Source organism: Nostoc sp. (genome assembly GCF_036919895.1).
Classification (GTDB): Bacteria; Cyanobacteriota; Cyanobacteriia; order Cyanobacteriales; family Nostocaceae; genus Nostoc.
The window spans coordinates 19,711-41,357 of record NZ_JBALBW010000057.1 but is presented as its reverse complement, the minus strand read 5'-3'; the positions used below and the strand labels follow the sequence as shown (position 1 = coordinate 41,357).

The window sequence follows — 21,647 nt, the reverse complement described above, 5'->3', positions numbered from 1 at the left end:
AATTCAGTCCCCAGTCCCCAGTCCCCAGTCCCCAGTCCCCATTTTCTACTCCTCTTCACCTCCTACTTGATCCCCACGTTCCAGTTCCCAAAGAATTTGATTTCCTTCACGGCGTACCCGTGACACTATCCAGTTTCGCCAGCGCCATTGATCTCCCCGACTGGTAACAGCGCTGGCGTGGACATCCATCAAGTCTGCTAACTCAGAACTGGTGATTAAGTAGCCTTTTTCTGAAATTTCGTCAGCGATATGCAGAGTTTCGACCAAGCTGCGGAGTTGCAAAACCCTCATTTCTGGAGGTTTTTCTTCGATTGCGGCCGCACTTGGCCCAGTTGATGGTTCCATAACGGTTATTTGTGGTGCAGAAGTACTGATTTCTTGCAGATTTTGGTTAATTATTCGAGACTTTTTTTCATAATCAGCTACTTTTGCTACATTTAGTTCATTTGTGGAAGGTAAAGATTGATAAAAATTTGCAGGAGTTAGTTGTTGTAGGGAAGGGATTTTGCCACTGGCATAAGTGCGAGCGATCGCATCACAACGTTCGTTACCTATGTTACCAGAATGTCCCCGGACGTGTTGCCATTTTACCTGTTGGGTATTGAGTTCATCAAGAGTTTCCAAAAGCTCTTGGTTTTGGACGGGTTTACCATCTGACTTTTTCCAGCCTTTCTTTTTCCAGCCTTTCACCCACTTGGTAACGCAGTTAATCAGGTATTCACTATCGGTATGGAGCGTAATTGGTTCAGCTTGTTGAGATGTTTGCAGGAATTGGAGGGCTGCGATCGCAGCTTGCATTTCCATTTTATTATTGGTGCTATGAGAGGATGCATCGCCCATTTCGTGGATTGAGCCATCGCTGAAGTAGACGACAACTCCCCAACCGCCAGGGCCAGGGTTCCCGGTACAAGCGCCATCGGTATATATGCTTTGGATTATAGGTTGAGTGGACATGGTTTAGAATATCGAACCGCAAAGGACGCTAAGGCAAGAGTGATTAGCTGCGAATTTTTTAAAGAATATCCAGGCTATTATACCGATTCGCACTCCAGCAACAACGCTCCATTAGAAGGCTGTTGTGACGAAAAATGGTGTTTGGCTATTGTAGTGGGTATTGAGCAACCAACACTGAAGATCCTATTTGGCTGGCTACTAACCCCATATCTGCGTTACTGATGAATGTTTTCTATGTTGCGATCGCTTTTTGCTTGGCAAGTGTGAATACTACCTTAAATTGCACTAATTAAATTTTGCTTTGCAGTCGGGTTAAGTAGGGGCTAAGGTTGATGTAATCTGTTTATATTTGCATGATTCCTATAGCACTCCTCTTCTGTTACGACACTAAAATCAAGATTGTATTCAAACTTTAACAAAAACATCTATGCAAATAATTAAAAAAATCTCCCCTATTCTACGAATATTTTTATTATCAGTTATAGTTTTAGGCATCATTTTTTTATTTAATAAATTATCGTTAAATTCTGTTGAAATTAGTAGCATAGAGTTTATTGGTGAAGCCACTTTGCCCAAAGGTTTAATTTTAAAAAAAACTGAATTAGGCGGTTTATCTGGAATTACATATAATGCAAAAAATAACCTTTATTATGCTATTTCTGACGATCGGGGACAAAAAGCTGCTGCCCGTTTCTACACCCTGAAAATAGACTTAAGTAAGGGTTATCTGCAAAAAGGTGGAGTTATTCCTGTCAATGTTACCACATTATTAAATGACAAGGGTCAAATATTTCGCCCTGGTGAAACTGATACAGAAGGTATTGCCTTAACTAATAAATCAACTGTATTTATTTCTTCTGAAGGAGATGCAGCAAAACTAATTAATCCTTTTATTAAAGAGTTTTCACTATCTTCTGGCAAAGAAATTACAACATTTACCATCCCAAACAAATTTTTGCCAGATAAAAGTGGTAAACAAGGTATCCGCAACAATTTAGCTTTTGAAAGCCTTACTATCACACCCGATAAAAACCATCTATTTACAGCCACTGAAAATGCTTTAATTCAAGATGGTATTGCCGCCAAACCTCACATCGGTAGTCCTTGCCGCATTTTGCAATATAACTTGCTTAATAACCAGCCAGAAAAAGAATTCCTTTACCAAACAGAAGCCGTATCACCATTTTTAAATCTGACTGGCAAATTCGCTAGTGGATTACCTGATTTACTTGCTCTCGATAATCAAGGAAACTTCGTAACTTTAGAACGGTCTTTTACTGGTTTAGGATTTGCTATTTCCTTGTTTCAAGTTTCTTTAGAAGGATCTGATGATATTCACAATATTGATAGCCTTTTAGCAGTTGACTCGAAAAATATTAAACCAGTTCATAAAAAACTACTGTTAGATTTGAGAAGCCTAGATGTACTGCTAGACAACATTGAAGGCTTAACTCTTGGCCCCAAACTACCCGATGGTCAACAATCATTAATTCTTGTCAGTGATAACAATTTTAACTCACTGCAACGAACTCAAATACTAGCCTTCAAAATGAAAATTGAAACACCACTGAGTAGATTAATTCGGCGATTACTACCGAATCTCAACCGCTAACTGTACAGAGATATCGCACCTTTAATACTATTTACTTATTCTCCTGTGTATTCACGGAATCTATTAGGCAACTTTATCTAGCCTATTCATAGTTTCCGTGTAATTTCTCAGCCGTATTCCTTAATAAATATGTTACATAATGTTTAGGAAATTTTGCAGACAGATTAACCTTGATGGTGGTGGATGATTAATCTCCTACAAATTATGATATTTTTTAGATTTAAATTAGTGCCTAACTATACTTATTAAAGTAATTTGCCAACAATATTTTTCATAAATGATTTTTATGCCACAAAAAAAAACTGAGAATATGGTAGGGCAAAAAGCAGAATTAGACGATTATATTGGGCAATTTTTAAATAATCGCTATTTAATCAGGGATTTGATCGGTAAAGGGGGGATGGGGAGAGTTTATTTAGCAGAAGATAGTGCTAAAGGTGCTATGCCGATCGCAATCAAAATTTTATCACTCAGTTTGGCAAATCAGCAAATGTCCCAACGCTTTGCCAGAGAAATTTTTATTGGCGCTCAATTGGGGCGTAAAAGTAAACATATTGTTCGCATTTTAAGTTATGGCGTTACTGAAGATAAAACCCCTTTTTTTGTAATGGAATACCTTCAAGGAAAAAATCTCAAACAAATTCTCAAAATTAAACCCTTAACAATACCCAAGTTTTTGGAGATTTGTAATCAAATTTGTTTAGGCTTACAATGCGCCCACCAAGGTATCAGCCTCAAAGGAGAGATTTATCCCATTGTTCACAGAGATATAAAACCCGAAAATATATTCCTTAGCGAAGATAGTAAACAAGGAGAAATTGTTAAAATACTAGATTTTGGCATTGCCAAATTTTTAACAGAACGAAGTGGGATGACTCTGACAGATTCTTTTATTGGCAGTTTACCTTACTGTTCTCCAGAACACATGGAAGGGCGTAAATTGCTAGATGTACGCTCTGATATTTATAGTTTGGGAGTACTAATGTTTGAAATGCTGACAGGAAAACATCCATTTCAGACAAAAAGTAACTCTTTTGGTACTTGGTATCAAGCGCATCGCTTTCAACTGCCACCTACAGTTGAAGAAGTGAATCCGCAAGTTAAAATACCGCAAGGATTAGAAAAATTATTGATGAGTTGTTTAGCGAAAGAAGTAAGCGATCGCCCGCAAAATATTAACCAAATATTAGAAGAATTAGAAAAGGTTAATAATCAGATTAAGGATGTTATTCCTAACAAGAGTAGTGAGATTATTAAACTCTCACTTCCGGTTCAATTAGTCCCTGCAACTTTATTGTCAGAACAAGAGTGTTTGCAGAAAAACTGGCCTAAAAATAAGCCAATTGGTGCGATTGGTTTTCCCCATTTACTACAAACTCCTCAAAGACCTATACCAACTTTTTGGGCAATGTTGCCCAAACAAGAAATTACAAAATTTTTGGATAAAGTACATGGCACTGAATTTATTAGTCAAATTAACGTGTACCCGATGCTATTGTGGGTAACAGTCCTATACAATGCCCAGCCTTCTATGACTAAGTGGCTACCTTATTTTCTAGATTTGAAAGATAATAAAGGGCAGAACATAGCACGAAGTTTAGCAGAGGTAGGATATTATCATCTACTATTTTTTCCCCTAGAAGATCCAAACCGTTGCTCTCATGTAACGACTTTAAGCCTCACAGCCAATCAGCGCCAGCAACTTCTAGATTGGCTAGATATGAGTCAACAGTCAAATGAATTAATTTTGTCTAATCAAGCTAAAACTCTTCTAAAAACAGAGTACGACAAATTGAAATTAGACATTTTACAAAAGTTAGCCGCAGATCAAAAAGCTGAGAAAGAAGGTTTAAAAAATTGGATGGCTAAATTTTTGGAGATTTTTTTTAAGCTTTTATCACATTCTTGAAAGTTTGCGGCTCAAAATCAAAAAGCTTACCACCATTACCTAAGCATATTCTTATGTGTGTATTGCTATCTTTAAATAGACTCAGTAGCAGAGGTGAATAAAGTGAATCAAAGCCCATTTATATCTCCAAATAGTACGGGCTTGCTTGCTAATCGTTATCAACTCAAGCAATTAATTGGTAGCGGTGGTATGGGTGAAGTTTTCTTAGCAAATGATATTTTGTTAGGAGGTATACCAGTTGCTATCAAGTTTTTGACTCAGACTGTTGTCGATAGCAAGATGCAACAAGATTTTGCTCGTGAAGCTTTAATGAGTGCGGCTTTGAGTCAAAAGAGCTTACATATAGTGCGGGCGTATGATTATGGTGTAAATGAAAAAGGAAAACCATATTATGTCATGGAATATCTAAGTGGTAAGAGTTTAAAAGATTTAATTCCGCTACCATTATCGATGTTTTTGACTCTCTCTCGCCAAATTTGTTTAGGCTTACAGTGCGCCCATCAAGGTATTAATATTGATGGAAAAATTTGTCCGTTAGTTCATCGAGATATAAAGCCTGCCAATATATTAGTTATTCCCGATCCAATATTGGGTCAGTTAGTTAAAATCCTCGATTTTGGAATTGCTAGATTTTTAAATTACGCATCAACAGCCAGCACAAGTAGAGGATTTAATGGCACTTTGCCTTACTGTTCTCCAGAACAGCTAGATGGGGAAAAATTAGATAGTCGTTCTGATATTTACAGTCTGGGTGCAATGATGTTTGAAATGCTCACAGGGAAAAAACCCTGGGAACCCGAAACGGATTACTTTGGTGCTTGGTATAAAGCACATCACTTTGAAGCACCAAAAACGATCGCAGATGTTAAACCTACTCTGAAAATACCTCAGAAGCTAAATAATTTAATTATGTCTTGTCTTGCAAAAAAGGCAAGCGATCGCCCACAAAATATCGCTCAAATTTTGCAAGTATTAAATAGTTTAGAACAGTCAGATTGTCCTGGCTTACCTACAGATTTAGCTTCTAATTCTATCCTTAGTCGTCCCTTAGATTCGGGATTAGCAATCACAGTAGAACAAAGCTGTCGGCAACTTTTGTGGCCTCAAAATAAACCAACTCAAGAAATTGTTTTTCCCCAGCTTATAGATACTCCACAAGGATCTATAACAGCACTATGGTTAATGTTACCTAAACAAGAAATCAAAAACTATACGGTTTCTAACCGTTATAACCAGTTTATCTTCATGACATCCCCTCACCCAATGCTGTTGTGGGTGACTGTACTCTACAATCGGCAATTGGCTCCTAAGTGGCTACCGTGCTACCTAGATATGCAAAATCCTCAAAATCTTAAACTGGTGAGTTTGCTGGCTGAAAATGAACACTATCCTTTGATTTTCTTTACTCTGCAAGCACCACATTCCTGTACCTGCGTTCTCAGCAGTCCTATTGAACTAACTCAGCGACAAATGTTGAAAACCTGGGTGCAACAGGCTCATTGTCTACCACCAACTTCTCAGCCCCAATTGAGCAAACAGCTATTAAAACAGCAGTATAAACAAATGCAATCCCGGATATTGCAACATCTGGAATCCAAGCCCCAGGTTGTTTTATCAAGGTTTTAACGGTAAATTCGCACCTGAGAGAGACGGGGCAAAAATGATTCTTAATTTCCCACTCAAAAACACTTGACAAGTTAGAAAAAAATAGTGATAATAGCAAAGTTGACAAACAAGGGACTGTAGTTCAATTGGTTAGAGCACCGCCCTGTCACGGCGGAAGTTGCGGGTTCGAGCCCCGTCAGTCCCGTTATAAATTTATAGATAGTGAATCACCGAAATAAACTTCGGTGATTTTGGATTTTGAATTCAAAGGGATTGACTCAGAATTCAGGGTTTGAATATAAGCTACATTTATCATGCTTTGCAAAAGAGAGAATTAACTGTGACTGTTAGAGTCCGTATTGCGCCGAGTCCAACCGGAAATTTACATATTGGTACAGCTAGAACGGCTGTATTTAACTGGCTATTTGCCCGTCACCACGGCGGGAAATTTATTCTGCGAATAGAAGATACAGACCTAGAGCGATCGCGTCCCGAATACACCGACAATATTCTTGAAGGATTGCGTTGGCTGGGACTGAACTGGGATGAAGGGCCATTTTTCCAATCTCAACGCCTGGATCTTTATAAAGAAGCAGTACAAAAACTGCTAAATCAAGGATTAGCCTATCGCTGCTACACTACTTCCGAAGAACTAGATGCGCTAAGAGAAGCCCAAAAAGCTAGAGGCGAAGCTCCCCGCTACGATAACCGTCACCGCAACCTCACCCCAGAACAACGCGCAGCTTTTGAAGCAGAAGGTCGTTCTTCTGTAATTCGCTTCAAAATCGAAGATGGGCGGGAAATTGTCTGGAACGACCTAGTAAGAGGAAAAATGTCTTGGCGAGGTAGCGATTTAGGTGGTGATATGGTTATCGCCCGCGCCTCAGAAGAGGGTAGCGGTCAACCTCTATACAACTTTGTCGTTGTAGTGGATGACATCGACATGCAAATCACTCATGTCATTCGCGGAGAAGATCACATCGCCAATACCGCCAAGCAAATTCTGCTGTATGAAGCAATGGGTGCAATAATCCCAGAGTTTTCCCACACACCGCTAATTTTGAATATGGAAGGACGCAAGCTTTCTAAGCGAGATGGTGTTACTTCTATTTCTGAATTTCAGAAAATGGGCTTTACTCCTGAAGGCTTGGTGAATTACATGACATTGCTCGGTTGGTCGCCACCAGATTCAACTCAAGAAATATTTACCTTAGAAACAGCAGCTAAGGAGTTTGGCTTTGAACGGGTAAATAAAGCGGGTGCAAAGTTTGACTGGGACAAGCTAGATTGGTTGAACAGTCAGTATCTCCACAATACGCCAGTAGATAAACTCACAGATTTACTCATACCCTTTTGGGAAGCGGGTGGGTATAAATTTGATGGTGGAAGAGATCGCGCCTGGTTAGAACAGCTTGTAACTTTAATTAGCCAGAGTTTGACTCGTTTAGTAGATGCAGTAGCTCAAAGCCAACTGTTTTTTAGCGACACGGTTGAATTTAGCGAAGAAGGTAGTACGCAACTGAAACAAGAAGGTTCTACTGCTGTCCTTGAGGCGATTGTTACAGCTTTAGAAAATCAGCCGCAACTGTCGGAAGCCGCCGCCCAGGATATTATTAAACAAGTGGTGAAAGAGCAAAAAGTCAAAAAAGGCTTGGTGATGCGATCGCTCCGAGCAGCCTTAACTGGAGATGTTCATGGCCCCGACCTCATTCAATCTTGGTTACTACTAAATCAGATTGGTTTAGACAAGTCGCGTTTGAATAGAGCAATAACAGAAGCTAATTAGCAATTACCTCCAGATTTTAGAAATATTTTATTTAGGGGCGCACAAACCTGCGCCCCTATCCATAAGCTAGAGCAACTATAAGAACAAAAAATCATTGACTAATTACTAATGAATTATCCTTAATTTTAAATCTAAAATAGGTAGTCAATTCTCCTCATGTTGGGAACTTGGTGTGTAAAATTCATGTCTTCAGAAACACTTAGAAGCGAACGTAATTACAATGCCGACAAAAGCGCTCAATAGAGGGATGAGATTATCGTTGATGATAGTTACGCTCTTCATCACATCGACAGTTAACGCTGTGACGGATGCTCAGGAAACGCCAACGATATTTGGAGATGTCACCATTAGCCCTCAGTTTTCGCCAGACCCCTTGACAGTTCGCGGGATGAGTGGTGGTTCAATATCTGGGAGTAAAGTCGGTGGGAGAATCGAAACAGCCACTGGCCCTTGTACCGGATTTGTTGATGAAACACCAGACCACACATTAGCACTAACAAGTAAATTTGACTACCTGAAGTTGCAAGTCCAAAGTCCTGAAGACACCACGATCGTTATTAAGGGGCCGGGTGGTACTTGGTGCAATGATGATTTTGATGGCAAAAATGCTGGCATTATTGGTGAATGGCTGGCTGGAAGTTACCAAATTTGGGTTGGTTCCTACGAAAAAGGTAAGTACCTTCCTTACACTCTAAAAATTACAGAAGTTAAGTAGGGAATGGGGAATAGGGCAATAATCAATTGCTTCTGTAGAAACGCGATTAATCGCGTCTCTACCCCTAAATATGATGATTGTGAGGGGTTGAAAGGACATGAGGAGCCTTCTGGATAAATTCTCTGTGGCTTTGCATCCTGTTGCGCTCCCTTTTCTCGTGCGATATTGTATTAAAATTAAGTTAACTTTGATTAAGATTCTTGTTGGCATTGCCATAATGCTCTTATTGCCTTATGGCAGTGCATATAAGAGATCAAATTAAACAAAATGGATTTATAGGCATCCGTTTAACAGCTTAGAGTGACAGAGTGATTAACATTCGGTTGCTCAGGCTAACGAGTTGTATAGGCATCTAGAGGCAAATTAAGATGAAATTCTCTTGGAAAGTCGTAGTACTCTGGACATTGCCGGCTTTGGTAATTGGCTTTTTCTTCTGGCAGGGGGCTTTTGCAGGCGCTCCTACTGACATGAACAAGAATACAGCCAATACCCGCATGACTTATGGTCGCTTTCTAGAATACTTGGACGGCGATCGCGTCAGCAGTGTAGATCTGTACGAAGGTGGTAGAACAGCTATTATCGAAGCCCGCGATCCAGATATCGAAAATCGTGTCCAAAGGTGGCGGGTAGATTTGCCTATTAACGCTCCTGAGTTAATTAGCAAGCTCAAAGAAAAAGATATTAGTTTTGATGCTCACCCCATGCGGAATGATGGCGCAATCTGGGGATTGTTGGGTAATCTCGTGTTTCCAGTTTTATTGATTACCGGGCTGTTCTTTTTGTTCCGGCGTTCTAGCAACCTCCCTGGCGGGCCAGGTCAAGCAATGAACTTCGGCAAATCCAAGGCGCGTTTCCAAATGGAAGCGAAAACCGGAGTCAAATTTGATGACGTAGCCGGGATTGAAGAAGCTAAGGAAGAACTACAAGAAGTTGTCACCTTCCTGAAGCAGCCAGAAAGATTTACTGCTGTAGGCGCACGGATTCCCAAGGGAGTGCTGTTAGTTGGGCCTCCAGGAACTGGTAAAACTTTACTAGCAAAAGCGATCGCTGGCGAAGCAGGCGTACCTTTCTTTAGTATTTCCGGTTCGGAATTTGTAGAAATGTTCGTTGGTGTGGGTGCATCCCGCGTCCGTGATTTGTTCAAGAAAGCCAAAGACAACGCCCCTTGTATTATCTTCATCGATGAAATCGATGCAGTAGGACGGCAACGGGGCGCTGGTATCGGTGGCGGTAACGACGAGAGAGAGCAAACCCTCAACCAGTTGCTTACCGAGATGGACGGGTTTGAAGGTAACACAGGCATCATTATTATTGCTGCTACCAACCGTCCCGACGTACTAGACTCAGCTTTGTTGCGTCCCGGTCGCTTTGACAGACAAGTAACAGTCGATGCACCCGATATCAAAGGGCGTTTGGAAATCTTGCAAGTCCATGCGCGGAACAAGAAACTAGACGCTAGTGTATCTCTTGATGCGATCGCTCGCCGCACTCCTGGATTTACTGGTGCTGATTTAGCCAACTTGCTCAACGAAGCGGCAATTTTGACTGCTAGAAGACGCAAAGAAGCTATCACCCTCCGCGAAGTTGATGATGCGGTGGATCGGGTAGTTGCTGGTATGGAAGGCACTCCTTTGGTAGATAGCAAGAGCAAGCGCTTAATTGCCTACCATGAAATCGGACACGCTTTAGTTGGGACTTTGTTAAAAGACCATGACCCAGTGCAGAAAGTTACCTTAATTCCACGGGGACAAGCACAGGGTTTGACTTGGTTTACTCCCAACGAAGAACAAGGCTTAATTTCTCGTTCTCAGTTGAAAGCTAGGATTACTGGTGCTTTGGGTGGTCGCGCCGCCGAAGAGGTGATTTTTGGGGCTGCTGAAGTTACAACTGGCGCTGGCGGAGACTTGCAGCAGTTATCAGGAATGGCACGGCAGATGGTAACTCGGTTCGGGATGTCCGATTTAGGGCCACTTTCATTGGAAAGCCAGCAGGGTGAAGTTTTCTTGGGTCGTGACTGGACAACCCGATCTGAGTATTCTGAATCCATCGCTTCTCGCATTGATGGACAAGTTAGAGCGATCGTGGAAGAATGCTACGAAAACGCGAAGAAGATTGTCCGCGAGCATCGCACTGTCACCGATCGCTTAGTCGATTTGCTCATCGAAAAAGAAACCATCGACGGCGAAGAATTCCGTCAGATTGTGGCTGAGTACGCTGAAGTTCCTGAGAAGCAGCAGTATGTACCGCAACTGTAGTAACTGAATTATTTCCAGCCTTTTGTCTGGGAATGAGAAAATAAGTAAAAAATAAATGAGGATGGTGTGTATCATCCTCATTTTTTATGTGAAATTTTGTAGTTTATGAAATAAGAAAAGTTCAAATTGCGTCATGCTAAGTAAAAATCTCTAGTATGTACGAATGCTACTATGTTAAGCCACAAAACCAACCCAAAAATCTTTCTTTCATGGTTACAAAAGGTCGCATTTCTAGAGTCGATGTGCAGCAAAATACCCAGATTACTACCCTCAAAGGTGCAAAAATTGGTGACACCGAAGCGCAAATCAAGTCTCTCTATTCAGGACAAATTAAAGTCACACCTCATAAATACGTCCAAGGTGGACATTACTTAACATTTATCCCGAAAGACCGTGCCGATCGGAACTATCGCCTTGTCTTCGAGACTGATGGTAAGCTTGTGACTGAGTTTCGCTCAGGTAAACTACCTGAAGTTGAATATGTCGAGGGTTGTTCTTGATTTAATAACTTTCAGCTATTGATCCTAGTGCCAAAAGTGACGAGCGCACAGATTAAGCCCGATTTTCAATTACATAAACTACCCCAACTTACTTTGTTGAAGCCGAGTTTTCTAACATCTCCCAATCTGAGAGAGAGGTTTTGAAATTAGCTCCTCTTTCCCCTTTTTTATCTTTCCACTTCATCTACTGCCTTGGGAACCCCCGCAGTTAATACTTCATGTCCATCAGATGTAACTAACACATCATCCTCAATGCGAATACCAATGCCAACCCATCGAGAATCAGTCTCTGGCTGGTCTTCTGCTAGTTTGGTATCTGGCACAATATATAGTCCCGGTTCCACTGTCAAAATTTGACCTGGTTGTAAAATCTGTGGTTTATCTTCACCGTGCTGGTAAACTCCCACATCATGAACATCCAAACCTAACCAATGACTGGTGCGGTGCATATAATATGGTTTATATTTCTCTTCTTCAATTAACTTATCAATTTCACCTTTGAGGATGCCAAGTTCAATTAAACCTTCAGTGATAACACGCACTGCTGTATCGTGAACTAATTTAAAGGGATTACCTGGTTTAATTTGAGCGATCGCTTGTTTTTGCGCCTCTAAAACAATCTCATACAGTGTCTTCTGTTCAGGCGTAAATTTACCCCCCACAGGAAATGTCCTGGTAATATCTGAGTTGTAATAACCGTAAGCACAACCGGCATCAATTAGTAGTAATTCTCCATCCTGCATTTGACGATTATTTTCAATGTAGTGGAGTACGCAAGCATTCACTCCAGAAGCCACAATCGAAGGATAAGCTGGCCCCATTCCACCCCGGACTCGAAATATGCGTTCCATCTCCGCTTGAATTTCATACTCATAACGTCCAGGTGCGGCGATTTCTTGAGCATAATTGTGTGCTTCGACTGCGATCGCCACCGCTTGACGCATTAACCCCAATTCAGCTTCACTTTTAATTAGTCTCATGCTGTTGAGGACAGGGCCAGTATCTTCAATAGCGATCGGCCCAGTACCGCGTTTAGGGTAAGTCCGCAGTAAACTTTGGTAATGTGTAAGGATTTGGTCGTTGAAACTGCGATCGCGTCCTAAGTGATAGTAAATGCGGCTGGCTTTTTCTAAATACTGAGGCAACTTTTCATCTAACTCATTAATGGGGTACGCTTCATCAGCACCATACATTTCCTTGGCTGCATCTACCCCAGAAAGATAACCAGTCCATACTTCCTTTTCGCGATCCTTCGGTTGGACAAACAGCACAAACCGATGTTCTGAATGATGCGGCGCTAACACTGCTACTGCCTCTGGTTCGTTAAAACCAGTCAGGTAGAAAAAATCACTGTCTTGGCGATAAACATACTCGACATCGTTGTGCATCACTGCCATTGGCGCACTGCGAAAAATAGCTGTGCCATCACCAATTTTTGCCATTAACTGCTCACGACGCTGCCGATATTCTGCTTGCATAGCTGATGTATGTATTAAAGTATTGTGTTATTTTACACTTTTGGCAACCAGCGATCGCACAGTTTGGGCTTTTCGGTAGTTGCTAATCTAAGTTATTCTAACCAATATTTGTTTCCACTCAAATTATAAATCATTGAAAAATAATCAATTCTCTTGAAAAACTCAGATTTTCTCAGTTTTAAATAACTCAAAAATCTTGTTGTTATCGAATATTTTACGATATTCATAAAATAATTTTTTACTCGTCTATCTTATTTAAATTATGTTAGTTAATAAATTCAAAAACACACTGTAAAAACTATGTCTACTCAACCCCCAACAAAAAACGATCGCTTATGTAACCAATAGATAGTTAGTGTAGATGTTGTTCGTATGACTACTTAACTATATTTAAATATCACAAAACATCGATATCATGACTGAAATATCTACAAATCATCATATATGACTTGGTTGGATTTAAGGAACTTATTTAGAGAAAGTATTTAATATTTTAGTCTCAACATGCTTATTAGAAACAAAACTATAGGAATCCGGTTTGATTTCTGAAAAGATAAGTAGGGGAGCCAGTCGCGTGGGCGGGTTTCCTGACTTGAGCGACCTGGCGTTGTGTTAGCGCACCAAACCGTTGATAGTGGTGCGTTAGGAACTTCGTTATAACACACCCTACATACCTAACTTTGTTCAAAAATCAAATAGGACTCCTATAGATTTATATGTACATAAAATACAGTAAAACATTTTTTAATTGTTTATATAAGACTGGAAAATTTATTAGCATCGTTTTAAAAAAACATATATTTATCTTAAAAGACTGACATTTATAAAAAATAAATGGTTATAAATAAATATTGAAAAATTAGTAAATGTTATTTCGTTACAGAAAAGTATTTCAAAAAAAAGTTAAAAGAATATGACAACCAATCATAAAAATACACCATGCCTGCAAATACAAATTCCTCACCCTTATCTTTAAATACATCTGGATGGGCATCAGACTCTTTCAAAAAATCAGAAATCTTGACATCTTCTTTTGAGAATTTAAATTATGATTTGGGATTTGGGGGTAAGAGTTCCTCCTATGCACTACAAAATCAACCAGCTACCCAGCCTGTCAAAACATCATCAAATCCCAATCCTAATCCTTACCTAACCAGTGCAGCGATTACTCCTGACTTCAATGGTGATGGCAAAACAGATAAAGTCTGGGTCGATTCTACAACCGGTGAGATTATCATTCGGTTGATGGATGGCACAAAAGTTCTTGAACAGGGTTCTCTGGGTCAATATGACCTATCAGCCTATGATTACAAAATTGCTGACTTTAACGCTGATGGCAAAACCGACTTCTTATTACGGAATAAGACAACCGGTGAGAATAGCATTGTGCTGATGGATGGAACCAAAGTTGCGACTGCGGCTGCTCTAACTAGCGTTGATCCAGCTTGGACTCCTCAGATTGGGGATTTTAACGGCGATCGCAAAACCGATATCTTCTGGCATAATAGTACGACCGGTGAGAACGCTATTTGGGAGATGGATGGTACTACAGTTCTGAGTGCAACTGTTCTAGATACTACAGACGCAGCACTAACTCCTACCATTGTTGATTTCGACGGCAATGGCAAGAGTGATATCTTCTGGCGCAATGCCACAACTGGCGATAACACCGCTTGGTTTATGGATGGTACGCAAAAGACTGAGTTTGCCCTCCAATCACAAGATGCAGCCTGGACTGCTAGCCTTGGTGATTTCAACGGCGACTATAAGACCGACATTCTGTGGAGAAACGCTCAAACCGGTGAGAACAAGGTTTGGACGATGAATGGGATCTTAGTCACAGAAGGGGCTTTAGGAACACTTGACTCATCCTGGACTTCCAAAATTGGTGATTTCAACGGTGATGGTAAGACTGATATCTTCTGGCACAATGGCACAACTGGTGCAAACACCGCTTGGTTGATGGATGGTACAACAGTTGCTACTGAAGCTTTCTTACCAACTAATAATGCGGCCTTGACACCATCCCTTGGCGACTTCAACGGCGATGGTAAGACCGATATCTACTGGCGCGATCAGACAGCAGGTTCAGACAAAATTTGGACTATAGATGGGACAACAGCAATTAGGAATCCCATCGGCGACGCAGATAAGCTTGGTGGACAGTGGTATACGTTCTAAAAGTTAGAAGTAGGAGTTAGGAGTTAGGAGTTAGGAGTTCTTTCTCCTGCTCCCTCGTCTCCTAACAATTAAAACTTGTAAGTCAAAACCTGAATTTCCACATTTTCTGGCAATTTACCAGAGCTAATGGAAATACTATCTCCACTGCTACGCCGGACTGGCGTACCTTGCATTAAGGTTAAAAAATCATCAAGTGGTGAAATATCGCACTTAGCAGCATCAGCCGCCTGTGTCCGATAATGGGTTGGAATCACCAGCTTGGGATTTAATACTTGAATAGCCTGCTTTGCTTCCTGAGCATTGTAGGCTTTTCCACTGCCTCCCACTGGAACAAATACTACATCGGGCCGTCCCATCAAGATTTTTTGCTCGATGGAAATGGGTGCAGCAGCTCCGCCTAAATGTAGGATATTAATTCCGGCTTGCTTCCAACTCCAAGCAGTATTTGAACCAAACTGCTTACCACCTTTGCGATCGTGGTCTATAGCAATTCCTTGGAACTTTATACCTTTAAACTCGTAAACTCCCGGTTCGTAGATAAGTTTTGCATTTCCTGGTAGTACGTCTACAGCACCTTCATCCAGCAGTTGACTGCTAATCAGTACCAAATCTGCTGCAACTTTTGGTGGACGATACTTAGCAGTACAGCCAACCGTCCGAAATGGATTGACAAGAATTTTTGCACCACCACCAGTAAAAAGAAAGCAAGTATGACCCAACCACTGAACTGATAAACTGCTAGATTGTGCGTCAGCTTGAGATTCAGAACTCAAGGTAGTAAGTAAAGCTGTGGCCAACCCCGCCCCAGCATAGCCCATCAATTGTCGTCGTTTCATTAATTATGTTCTCGACTGTAACTGTTCCAGAAAATTTCGCAATAACTGTTTTCCTGAAGATGTCAGGACACTCTCTGGGTGAAACTGGACTCCCTGAATGTGAGGATAGTTCCGGTGTCGCACTCCCATAATGGTGTTATCTTCAACCCAAGCGGTGATTTCTAACACATCTGGGCAAGTCTCACGTTCGATGACCAAACTATGATACCTGGTGGCGGTTAGAGGATTTTCTAATCCCCGGAAAACCCCCACTCCAGTATGAGATACCTGAGAGGTTTTGCCATGCATCAATTCTGGAGCAGGAATTATTTTACCACCGAATACTTGACCAATGCTTTGATGTCCTAAACAGACACCCAAGATTGGCAATTCTTGGCCTAGCTGTTTAATCAATTCTAAGGAAATACCAGCATCTTCTGGGCGACCTGGCCCTGGAGAAATAACCACTGCTTCCGGTTTCAATGCCCGAATCTCATCTATTGATATCTTGTCATTACGAAAAACTTTAATATCATCTGCTACTGAGAATTCTGCTGCCAATTCTCCCAGATACTGCACTAAGTTATATGTAAAACTGTCGTAATTGTCGATAACTATAATCAAAGCTCATCACTCCTGGTTTTTAGCACTCATAAGATTACTCGTGCTATTTGTTCGCTAGGTCTAGAAATAATGCTGATGTAGACGTATAAATATGAAGCTGCTACTCTACGATCAGCCACTTCTCAAACTTTGAATTGCTTATAGTGTCTTCTCCAAAGTGGATTGGGTAGAGTGCGATTTATCTTACCAAGTCACTTGGTGATGCCTACGGTTTTTGCTATCCGACGCAAATCATATTTACAAAGTCGATACAATTAACTTTACCAAAGGAGGGAGCAATAGCGTACCAGCTACCAGCACCGCTACCAAGGCAGAGATAAGGACTGCACCAGCCGCACAATCTTTAGCAATTTTTGCCAATTCATGGTACGTCTGCTTAACGGTTAAGTCTACAAGGGACTCGATCGCTGTATTTAGTAACTCTAATGCCAAAACTAAACCACTAGTTATACCAATTACCGCTATCTCCACGGCTTGTAGATGCAAAAAAAGGCTTAAACCGATCGCCATTGCACAAACACTTACGTGGATGCGAAAATTCCGTTGAGTCCGAAAACTATAGCTGATTCCAGCCCAGGCATATTTAAAACTAACAAATAAATTAGAGGCTACTTTCCAGGAAAATTCCCGTTCGTTAGACACCAGTGGTTGAAAAGAGGTAGGCGTTGGTGATGGAGAAATTTTTGGGGACATAGACTTAAAAAATACAAAAATAGAGTTGCTACAGTGGGAATATTCGCCGATCTTAATGGCAGAATTAACTTTGAGGCAATCTTTAAGCAATTTTCCACAGAAGTATTATAAAAGTATTACCCAAAATTAACATTAAGGACACATAGGTATTGCTATTCTATGTCAATAGCAATACCTATTGCATTCAGCAATTTTACTTGCTGTTTTAACATTCGCCCCAAACTTTCCTCATCAGGATGATCCCAGCCCAACAGGTGTAATAAACCGTGAGTAGCTAACCAGGCTAGCTCAGTTGATAAGCTGTGTTCCATCTGTTGAGCTTGATGCTGTGCTGTATCTACAGACACGATAATATCACCTAAGTATAATGGCACAGAAGCAAGCATTTCTTTATTTTGCGGAAAATCCACTTCTAAAGCAGCAAAAGCTAAAACGTCTGTGGGCTTATTTTGTTGACGATACTGGGCATTCAGTTCTTGAATTTGCGAGTCATCTGTCAAACGCAAACCAATTTCATAACTTGGCGCTGGCGGAATTTGAGGGTGAAGTATTGTCAACCACTGATTAAACCAATTTTCCCAAGTTTCATGAGGAATTCGGGTATCGGTATCCGCAATTTTTACAGATTTTGTCGAGGATAAATCGTAAAAAGAATCCTCCACATATAATTCAACGCTCAGGGGCACATAGTCTCCTTGTCTGTCGCTAAGACTGTCCTTTGTCATTGGTCATCTGTCCTTTGAAGTATAAATGACTAATGACTAATGACAACCCTCACCAGTTGCGTAATAGCTTAGTGAGTTAAGTAAGCAAGACCAACAAGGAGAGCTAAAAGCCCTACGGCAGTCAACCCAAAATGCTTTAGGGAAGTTGCACCCTTCCGCACCATGTTTCGCATGGCGAGTTTTACGTAGCTAGGTTGAGGTTCTGTTGAAGGAGAGTTGCTCATAGTTATTTGTCTACAGACTCTTTTATAACTGTAACAGTTGGTCTGGGATAGAATGGCGATCGCTTGCATATTGCTAAGGAATTTCTCCGAAAACACTCCAATAAGATGAAATGCTATGCGATGTCTAGGACGGGCTACGCCTGCACGCCAATCTGAAAATACTAGAAATAAGTAACAAGTGCTAAGTAATGTTAAAAATAATTACTTAGCACTTGTAAATAATTCCGATTTATGCAGTAGTGTTTTCTACTAATTTATTCTCTTGGCGGAGATAAGCTTGAATGAATGTATCAAGTTCGCCATTCATCACATCACCAATCGCTGTTGTTTCCGTAGTTGTACGTAAATCTTTCACCATTTGGTAAGGATGAAATACATAGTTACGGATTTGATTTCCCCAGGAAGCCTCCACCATATCGCCACGAATTTCGGCAATTTCTTGGGCGCGTTGCTCCTTGGCGATGACCAAAAGCTTGGCTTTGAGGCGATTTAGAGCTTTTTCTTTATTTTGCAGCTGCGATCGCTCTTCTGTACAGCGCACCGCTAGACCTGTGGGAAGGTGAACAATCCGCACCGCAGTTTCTACTTTGTTGACATTTTGCCCACCTTTACCACCAGACCGAGTTGTGGTGATGTCCAAATCCTTATCTGGAATATCCAATTGCACAGTGTTATCAATCTGTGGCATCACTTCCACCCCTGCAAAACTGGTTTGTCGCTTCCCGTTGGCATTAAAAGGTGAAATCCGCACTAAGCGATGTGTACCCATTTCTGAACGCAAGTAACCATAAGCATAGCGACCAGTAATTTCTAGGGTTGCCGATTTTATTCCGGCTTCATCACCCTCCGACTCTTCAGCTAAAGTTACCTTATAGCCGTGAGCTTCGCCCCAACGGGTGTACATCCGCATCAGCATAAATGCCCAGTCTTGAGCATCTGTGCCACCAGCGCCAGCACTAATTGTCAGTACAGCACCTTCGGCATCATAGGGGCCAGAAAGTAACTGTTGTAACTCCCACTGGTCAAGGTCACGATTCAGTTTGGTGATGGTAGATTCTGCTTCTTGGAGTAGTGCCTCATCGGTTTCTAACTCCAACAACTCAACAACTGCCCTAGTATCTTCTAAATTGGTGTGCCAGCGATCGTATTGCTGAAGATGGGCTTTCAGGTCGTTGAGTTCTTGTAGCGTTTGTTGGGCTTGGGTTTGCTCATTCCAAAATTCTGGCTGCGCTGATATTTTTTCGAGGTCTTGAATTTTTGCTGTCAGTGCAGGTACGTCAAAGATAGTCCTGGGTTTTACCCAGGCGGCTAGACAACGTTTCGATTTCGCGTTTGAGTTCTAGGACATCCATAATGCTTGTTGAATGATAGATAGAGCGCTTTGGATTGAGAAATTGCTCTTTATTCTACTTACGTCTATTAATTTTAGCTGTAGTTTGGCAATTTTTCTCCGCACCACTGATATTAAGTTACAAAAATTACTTGAAATTATCAAGCGCTTCTTTGTCCACTGAAGTAGTGTGATTTAGCTGTTGCAGATAGGCTTTGATGAACAAATCAATATCGCCGTCCAAAACATCTGCAACAGAAGTCATATCTACGTTGGTACGTAAATCTTTCACCTTGGTGTAAGGATGCAAGATATATTCACGGATTAGGTTGCTGGATAGAGGTTTGATGAGTCGGGGTTTAATTTTGTCAAGCTGGACACCTTGGGCTAGTGCGTAGGCGTAGCCAGTTGTAGGCATCGCAAACAGTTTACTTTTGAGAATAGCTAAGGCTTTCTCTTTGTTTTGCATCTGACTGCGCTGCTCGCTACAAGATACACTAATCCCAGTAGGAATATGAACCATCTTTACCCATGTTTCTGTGCGGTTGACATTCCCCCGATGGCGATAAAAAGTAATTTCCAAATCCTTCTCTGGAATCTCAAAATCAATAGACTCATCTAAGATAGGGCTGACTTCCACAGTAGCTAGGCAAGTATGCTGCTTGCGGCGGTTGCTGCTAAAGGGAGAAATTCTTATTAAGCGATGGGTTCCTTGTTCTGATTTAAGGAGACCATAGGCGTAGCGACCGATAATTTCTAAGGTGGCATAATTGAACCCTATTAAATCACCCCGTGACTCTCCCAATAGATATACTTTATAATTATGATTTACTGCCCAACGGTAATACAGATGCAATAACATAGATGACCAATCTTCAGCATCTACGCCACCAACACCAGCATTAATAGTGAGAAATGCACCTTTTTGGTCGCAGGGGTTGGACAGTAATAGTTGTATTTCTAATGTTTCAAGTTCTTGCTGGAGTTGGCTAAGGTTGGTTTGCACCTCTTGCAACAATTCTTCATCAGCAGACAATTCTAGTAGTTCTAGTGCAGCATTGATTTCTTCTAGAATAAAGTGCGATCGCTGATATTGTTCCTTTTTAACCTTGAGGGATTCAATTTCTTGAAGTGTCTGATAGAAATTGACATACAGCACTTCCGGCTGTTATGAGGTACAGTAGCAGCAACTAGCAAACCAGTTTCTTAAATGTTGAGGATTGATTAAATCGAGTGCAACTGAGATTAATTTATCAACCATTTCTGTTGTAGTCGGAGCAAAACTGCGTAAAAAAGATTTAAGTTGTGACCACCATAATTCAATTGGATTAAAATCGGGGGAGTATGAGGATAAACAAATAACTTTCGCACCTACAGTTTCAATCATTGGCACAATTGAATCTAGTTTATGTGCGGATAAATTATCCATTACTACCACTGCTCCTGACCATAAACTTGGCACTAAAAACTTCTCAACAAATAATTCAAACGCCATGCCATCCATTGAACCATTCATTGTCATTAATGCAACTACTTTTTTAAGACTAATTGCTCCAATTACTGTAACTTTTGAGCCTCTATAAAAGGGGTTAAGAGAGTAAGCTCTTGTTCCCATTTGTGAACGGGCATGAGTCCTCATTAACCCGAGCAGGACACCAGTTTCATCCAAAAATACTAAATTTTCTAGCTCTATATGTTTGACCTTTTCCCAATAATCTAATCTTAAATTCAGGACTCGCTCTGTGCCTGCTTGGGTACTCCGCTTCGTTTTTTTTTTCGATTTAATCCTAATTTCTGTAACGCCCGACACATTGCACTTTGACCTACCCAATTGCCAGTCTTGTCTGCAAATAATTCACACAACTCTATCAATGTTGCATCTGAATGTGCTTCAACTAATTCTCTTAATTCTATGTCCGCATTTGTCAGATGACTAAATTGTGGTTTTCCTCGCGGCTTGGGTTGTAAGTTTCCTTCAAGTTTTTGTTGCTTTACAAGCTTTTGCACTAAACTCTTTGAGACGGAAAATATGTTAGCTACTTTCCTGATTGAGATGTTTTTCTGAATATGTGCTGCAACTATTTTTTCTCGAAGCTCGACAGAGTATGACTTCATTTAAAAGGATTTATATTTTAATCTAGTGTACCTCATAACAGACGCAATTGCTGTAATTATCCCCGAAAGTAGATTGAGAAATTAATTGATTCAAGTCATCAATTCTTGCACTCAGTTCTAGAACGT

Annotated in this window: 19 protein-coding genes and 1 tRNA gene; 9 read left to right on the top strand and 11 right to left on the bottom strand. The window is 40.9% G+C overall.

Annotation, left to right across the window (positions count from 1 at the left end; all coding sequences use genetic code 11):
• Window positions 1-45: 45 nt before the first annotated feature.
• Entirely contained in the window at window positions 46-954 is a 909-nt protein-coding gene (rnhA, locus tag V7K55_RS10705) for a ribonuclease HI (protein WP_334830970.1), read from the bottom strand.
• Window positions 955-1,381: 427 nt separating this feature from the next.
• On the opposite strand from rnhA, the gene V7K55_RS10700 reads away from it, so the two are divergent.
• The 8 genes from V7K55_RS10700 (at window position 1,382) to V7K55_RS10665 (ending at window position 11,336) form a co-directional block, all read left to right on the top strand.
• A complete protein-coding gene (locus V7K55_RS10700; protein ID WP_334830968.1) occupies window positions 1,382-2,566 on the top strand; it encodes an esterase-like activity of phytase family protein in 1,185 nt (394 codons plus the stop codon).
• Between the two features lie 286 nt (window positions 2,567-2,852).
• A complete protein-coding gene (locus V7K55_RS10695) occupies window positions 2,853-4,475 on the top strand; it encodes a serine/threonine protein kinase (protein WP_442949083.1) in 1,623 nt (540 codons plus the stop codon).
• 102 nt (window positions 4,476-4,577) lie between these two features.
• Window positions 4,578-6,101, top strand: a complete 1,524-nt coding sequence (locus V7K55_RS10690; RefSeq protein ID WP_334830964.1) for a serine/threonine protein kinase — start codon at window positions 4,578-4,580, stop codon at window positions 6,099-6,101.
• A gap of 110 nt (window positions 6,102-6,211) precedes the next feature.
• A tRNA-Asp gene (locus V7K55_RS10685) sits at window positions 6,212-6,285 on the top strand.
• Between the two features lie 135 nt (window positions 6,286-6,420).
• Window positions 6,421-7,866: a glutamate--tRNA ligase gene (gltX, locus tag V7K55_RS10680; RefSeq protein WP_334830962.1), complete on the top strand. Its 1,446-nt coding sequence runs from the start codon at window positions 6,421-6,423 to the stop codon at window positions 7,864-7,866.
• Between the two features lie 220 nt (window positions 7,867-8,086).
• A complete protein-coding gene (locus V7K55_RS10675; protein ID WP_334830960.1) occupies window positions 8,087-8,581 on the top strand; it encodes a hypothetical protein in 495 nt (164 codons plus the stop codon).
• A 368-nt stretch (window positions 8,582-8,949) separates the two neighbouring features.
• Window positions 8,950-10,836 carry an ATP-dependent zinc metalloprotease FtsH2 gene (gene ftsH2 / locus V7K55_RS10670; protein ID WP_334830958.1) on the top strand — a complete coding sequence of 629 codons (1,887 nt, stop codon included), beginning with the start codon at window positions 8,950-8,952 and terminating at the stop codon, window positions 10,834-10,836.
• Between the two features lie 209 nt (window positions 10,837-11,045).
• Window positions 11,046-11,336 carry a hypothetical protein gene (locus tag V7K55_RS10665; RefSeq protein ID WP_334830956.1) on the top strand — a complete coding sequence of 97 codons (291 nt, stop codon included), beginning with the start codon at window positions 11,046-11,048 and terminating at the stop codon, window positions 11,334-11,336.
• Between the two features lie 167 nt (window positions 11,337-11,503).
• Here the strand turns inward: V7K55_RS10665 and V7K55_RS10660 are convergent, their stop codons facing one another.
• Window positions 11,504-12,814, bottom strand: a complete 1,311-nt coding sequence (locus tag V7K55_RS10660) for an aminopeptidase P N-terminal domain-containing protein (RefSeq protein WP_334830954.1) — start codon at window positions 12,812-12,814, stop codon at window positions 11,504-11,506.
• Window positions 12,815-13,753: 939 nt separating this feature from the next.
• On the opposite strand from V7K55_RS10660, the gene V7K55_RS10655 reads away from it, so the two are divergent.
• The gene (locus V7K55_RS10655; RefSeq protein WP_334830951.1) at window positions 13,754-14,995 is read left to right on the top strand and encodes an FG-GAP repeat domain-containing protein; all 1,242 of its coding nucleotides are present in this window, start codon (window positions 13,754-13,756) and stop codon (window positions 14,993-14,995) included.
• Window positions 14,996-15,063: 68 nt separating this feature from the next.
• Here V7K55_RS10655 and V7K55_RS10650 read toward each other — a convergent pair whose 3' ends face one another.
• From V7K55_RS10650 to V7K55_RS27520, 9 genes are all read right to left on the bottom strand, one after another.
• The gene (locus V7K55_RS10650) at window positions 15,064-15,831 is read right to left on the bottom strand and encodes an MBL fold metallo-hydrolase (protein WP_334830949.1); all 768 of its coding nucleotides are present in this window, start codon (window positions 15,829-15,831) and stop codon (window positions 15,064-15,066) included.
• 3 nt (window positions 15,832-15,834) lie between these two features.
• Window positions 15,835-16,434: an anthranilate synthase component II gene (locus V7K55_RS10645; protein WP_334830947.1), complete on the bottom strand. Its 600-nt coding sequence runs from the start codon at window positions 16,432-16,434 to the stop codon at window positions 15,835-15,837.
• A 237-nt stretch (window positions 16,435-16,671) separates the two neighbouring features.
• Window positions 16,672-17,127, bottom strand: coding sequence for a diacylglycerol kinase family protein (locus V7K55_RS10640; RefSeq protein ID WP_334830945.1), 456 nt, complete (start codon window positions 17,125-17,127; stop codon window positions 16,672-16,674).
• A gap of 152 nt (window positions 17,128-17,279) precedes the next feature.
• Window positions 17,280-17,807, bottom strand: a complete 528-nt coding sequence (gene ybeY / locus V7K55_RS10635) for an rRNA maturation RNase YbeY (RefSeq protein WP_334830974.1) — start codon at window positions 17,805-17,807, stop codon at window positions 17,280-17,282.
• A gap of 113 nt (window positions 17,808-17,920) precedes the next feature.
• A complete protein-coding gene (locus V7K55_RS10630; protein WP_094329633.1) occupies window positions 17,921-18,076 on the bottom strand; it encodes a DUF3285 domain-containing protein in 156 nt (51 codons plus the stop codon).
• Between the two features lie 229 nt (window positions 18,077-18,305).
• Window positions 18,306-19,428, bottom strand: a protein-coding gene (gene prfB, locus V7K55_RS10625) for a peptide chain release factor 2 (protein ID WP_334830943.1) whose coding sequence is annotated in 2 segments (ribosomal slippage) — window positions 18,306-19,355 and window positions 19,357-19,428 — 1,122 coding nt in all. Because the reading frame shifts where the segments join, the coding sequence is not laid out codon by codon here.
• A 126-nt stretch (window positions 19,429-19,554) separates the two neighbouring features.
• Window positions 19,555-20,565 (bottom strand): PCRF domain-containing protein, encoded by a 1,011-nt coding sequence (locus V7K55_RS10620; protein WP_334830941.1) that lies wholly within the window; start codon window positions 20,563-20,565, stop codon window positions 19,555-19,557.
• A 9-nt stretch (window positions 20,566-20,574) separates the two neighbouring features.
• Entirely contained in the window at window positions 20,575-21,216 is a 642-nt protein-coding gene (locus tag V7K55_RS10615) for a transposase (protein ID WP_334830939.1), read from the bottom strand.
• Complete coding sequence (locus V7K55_RS27520; protein WP_442949082.1) at window positions 21,135-21,521, bottom strand: helix-turn-helix domain-containing protein; 387 nt, start codon at window positions 21,519-21,521, stop codon at window positions 21,135-21,137. Before V7K55_RS27520 ends, V7K55_RS10615 begins: the two co-directional genes overlap by 82 nt.
• Window positions 21,522-21,647: the final 126 nt, after the last annotated feature.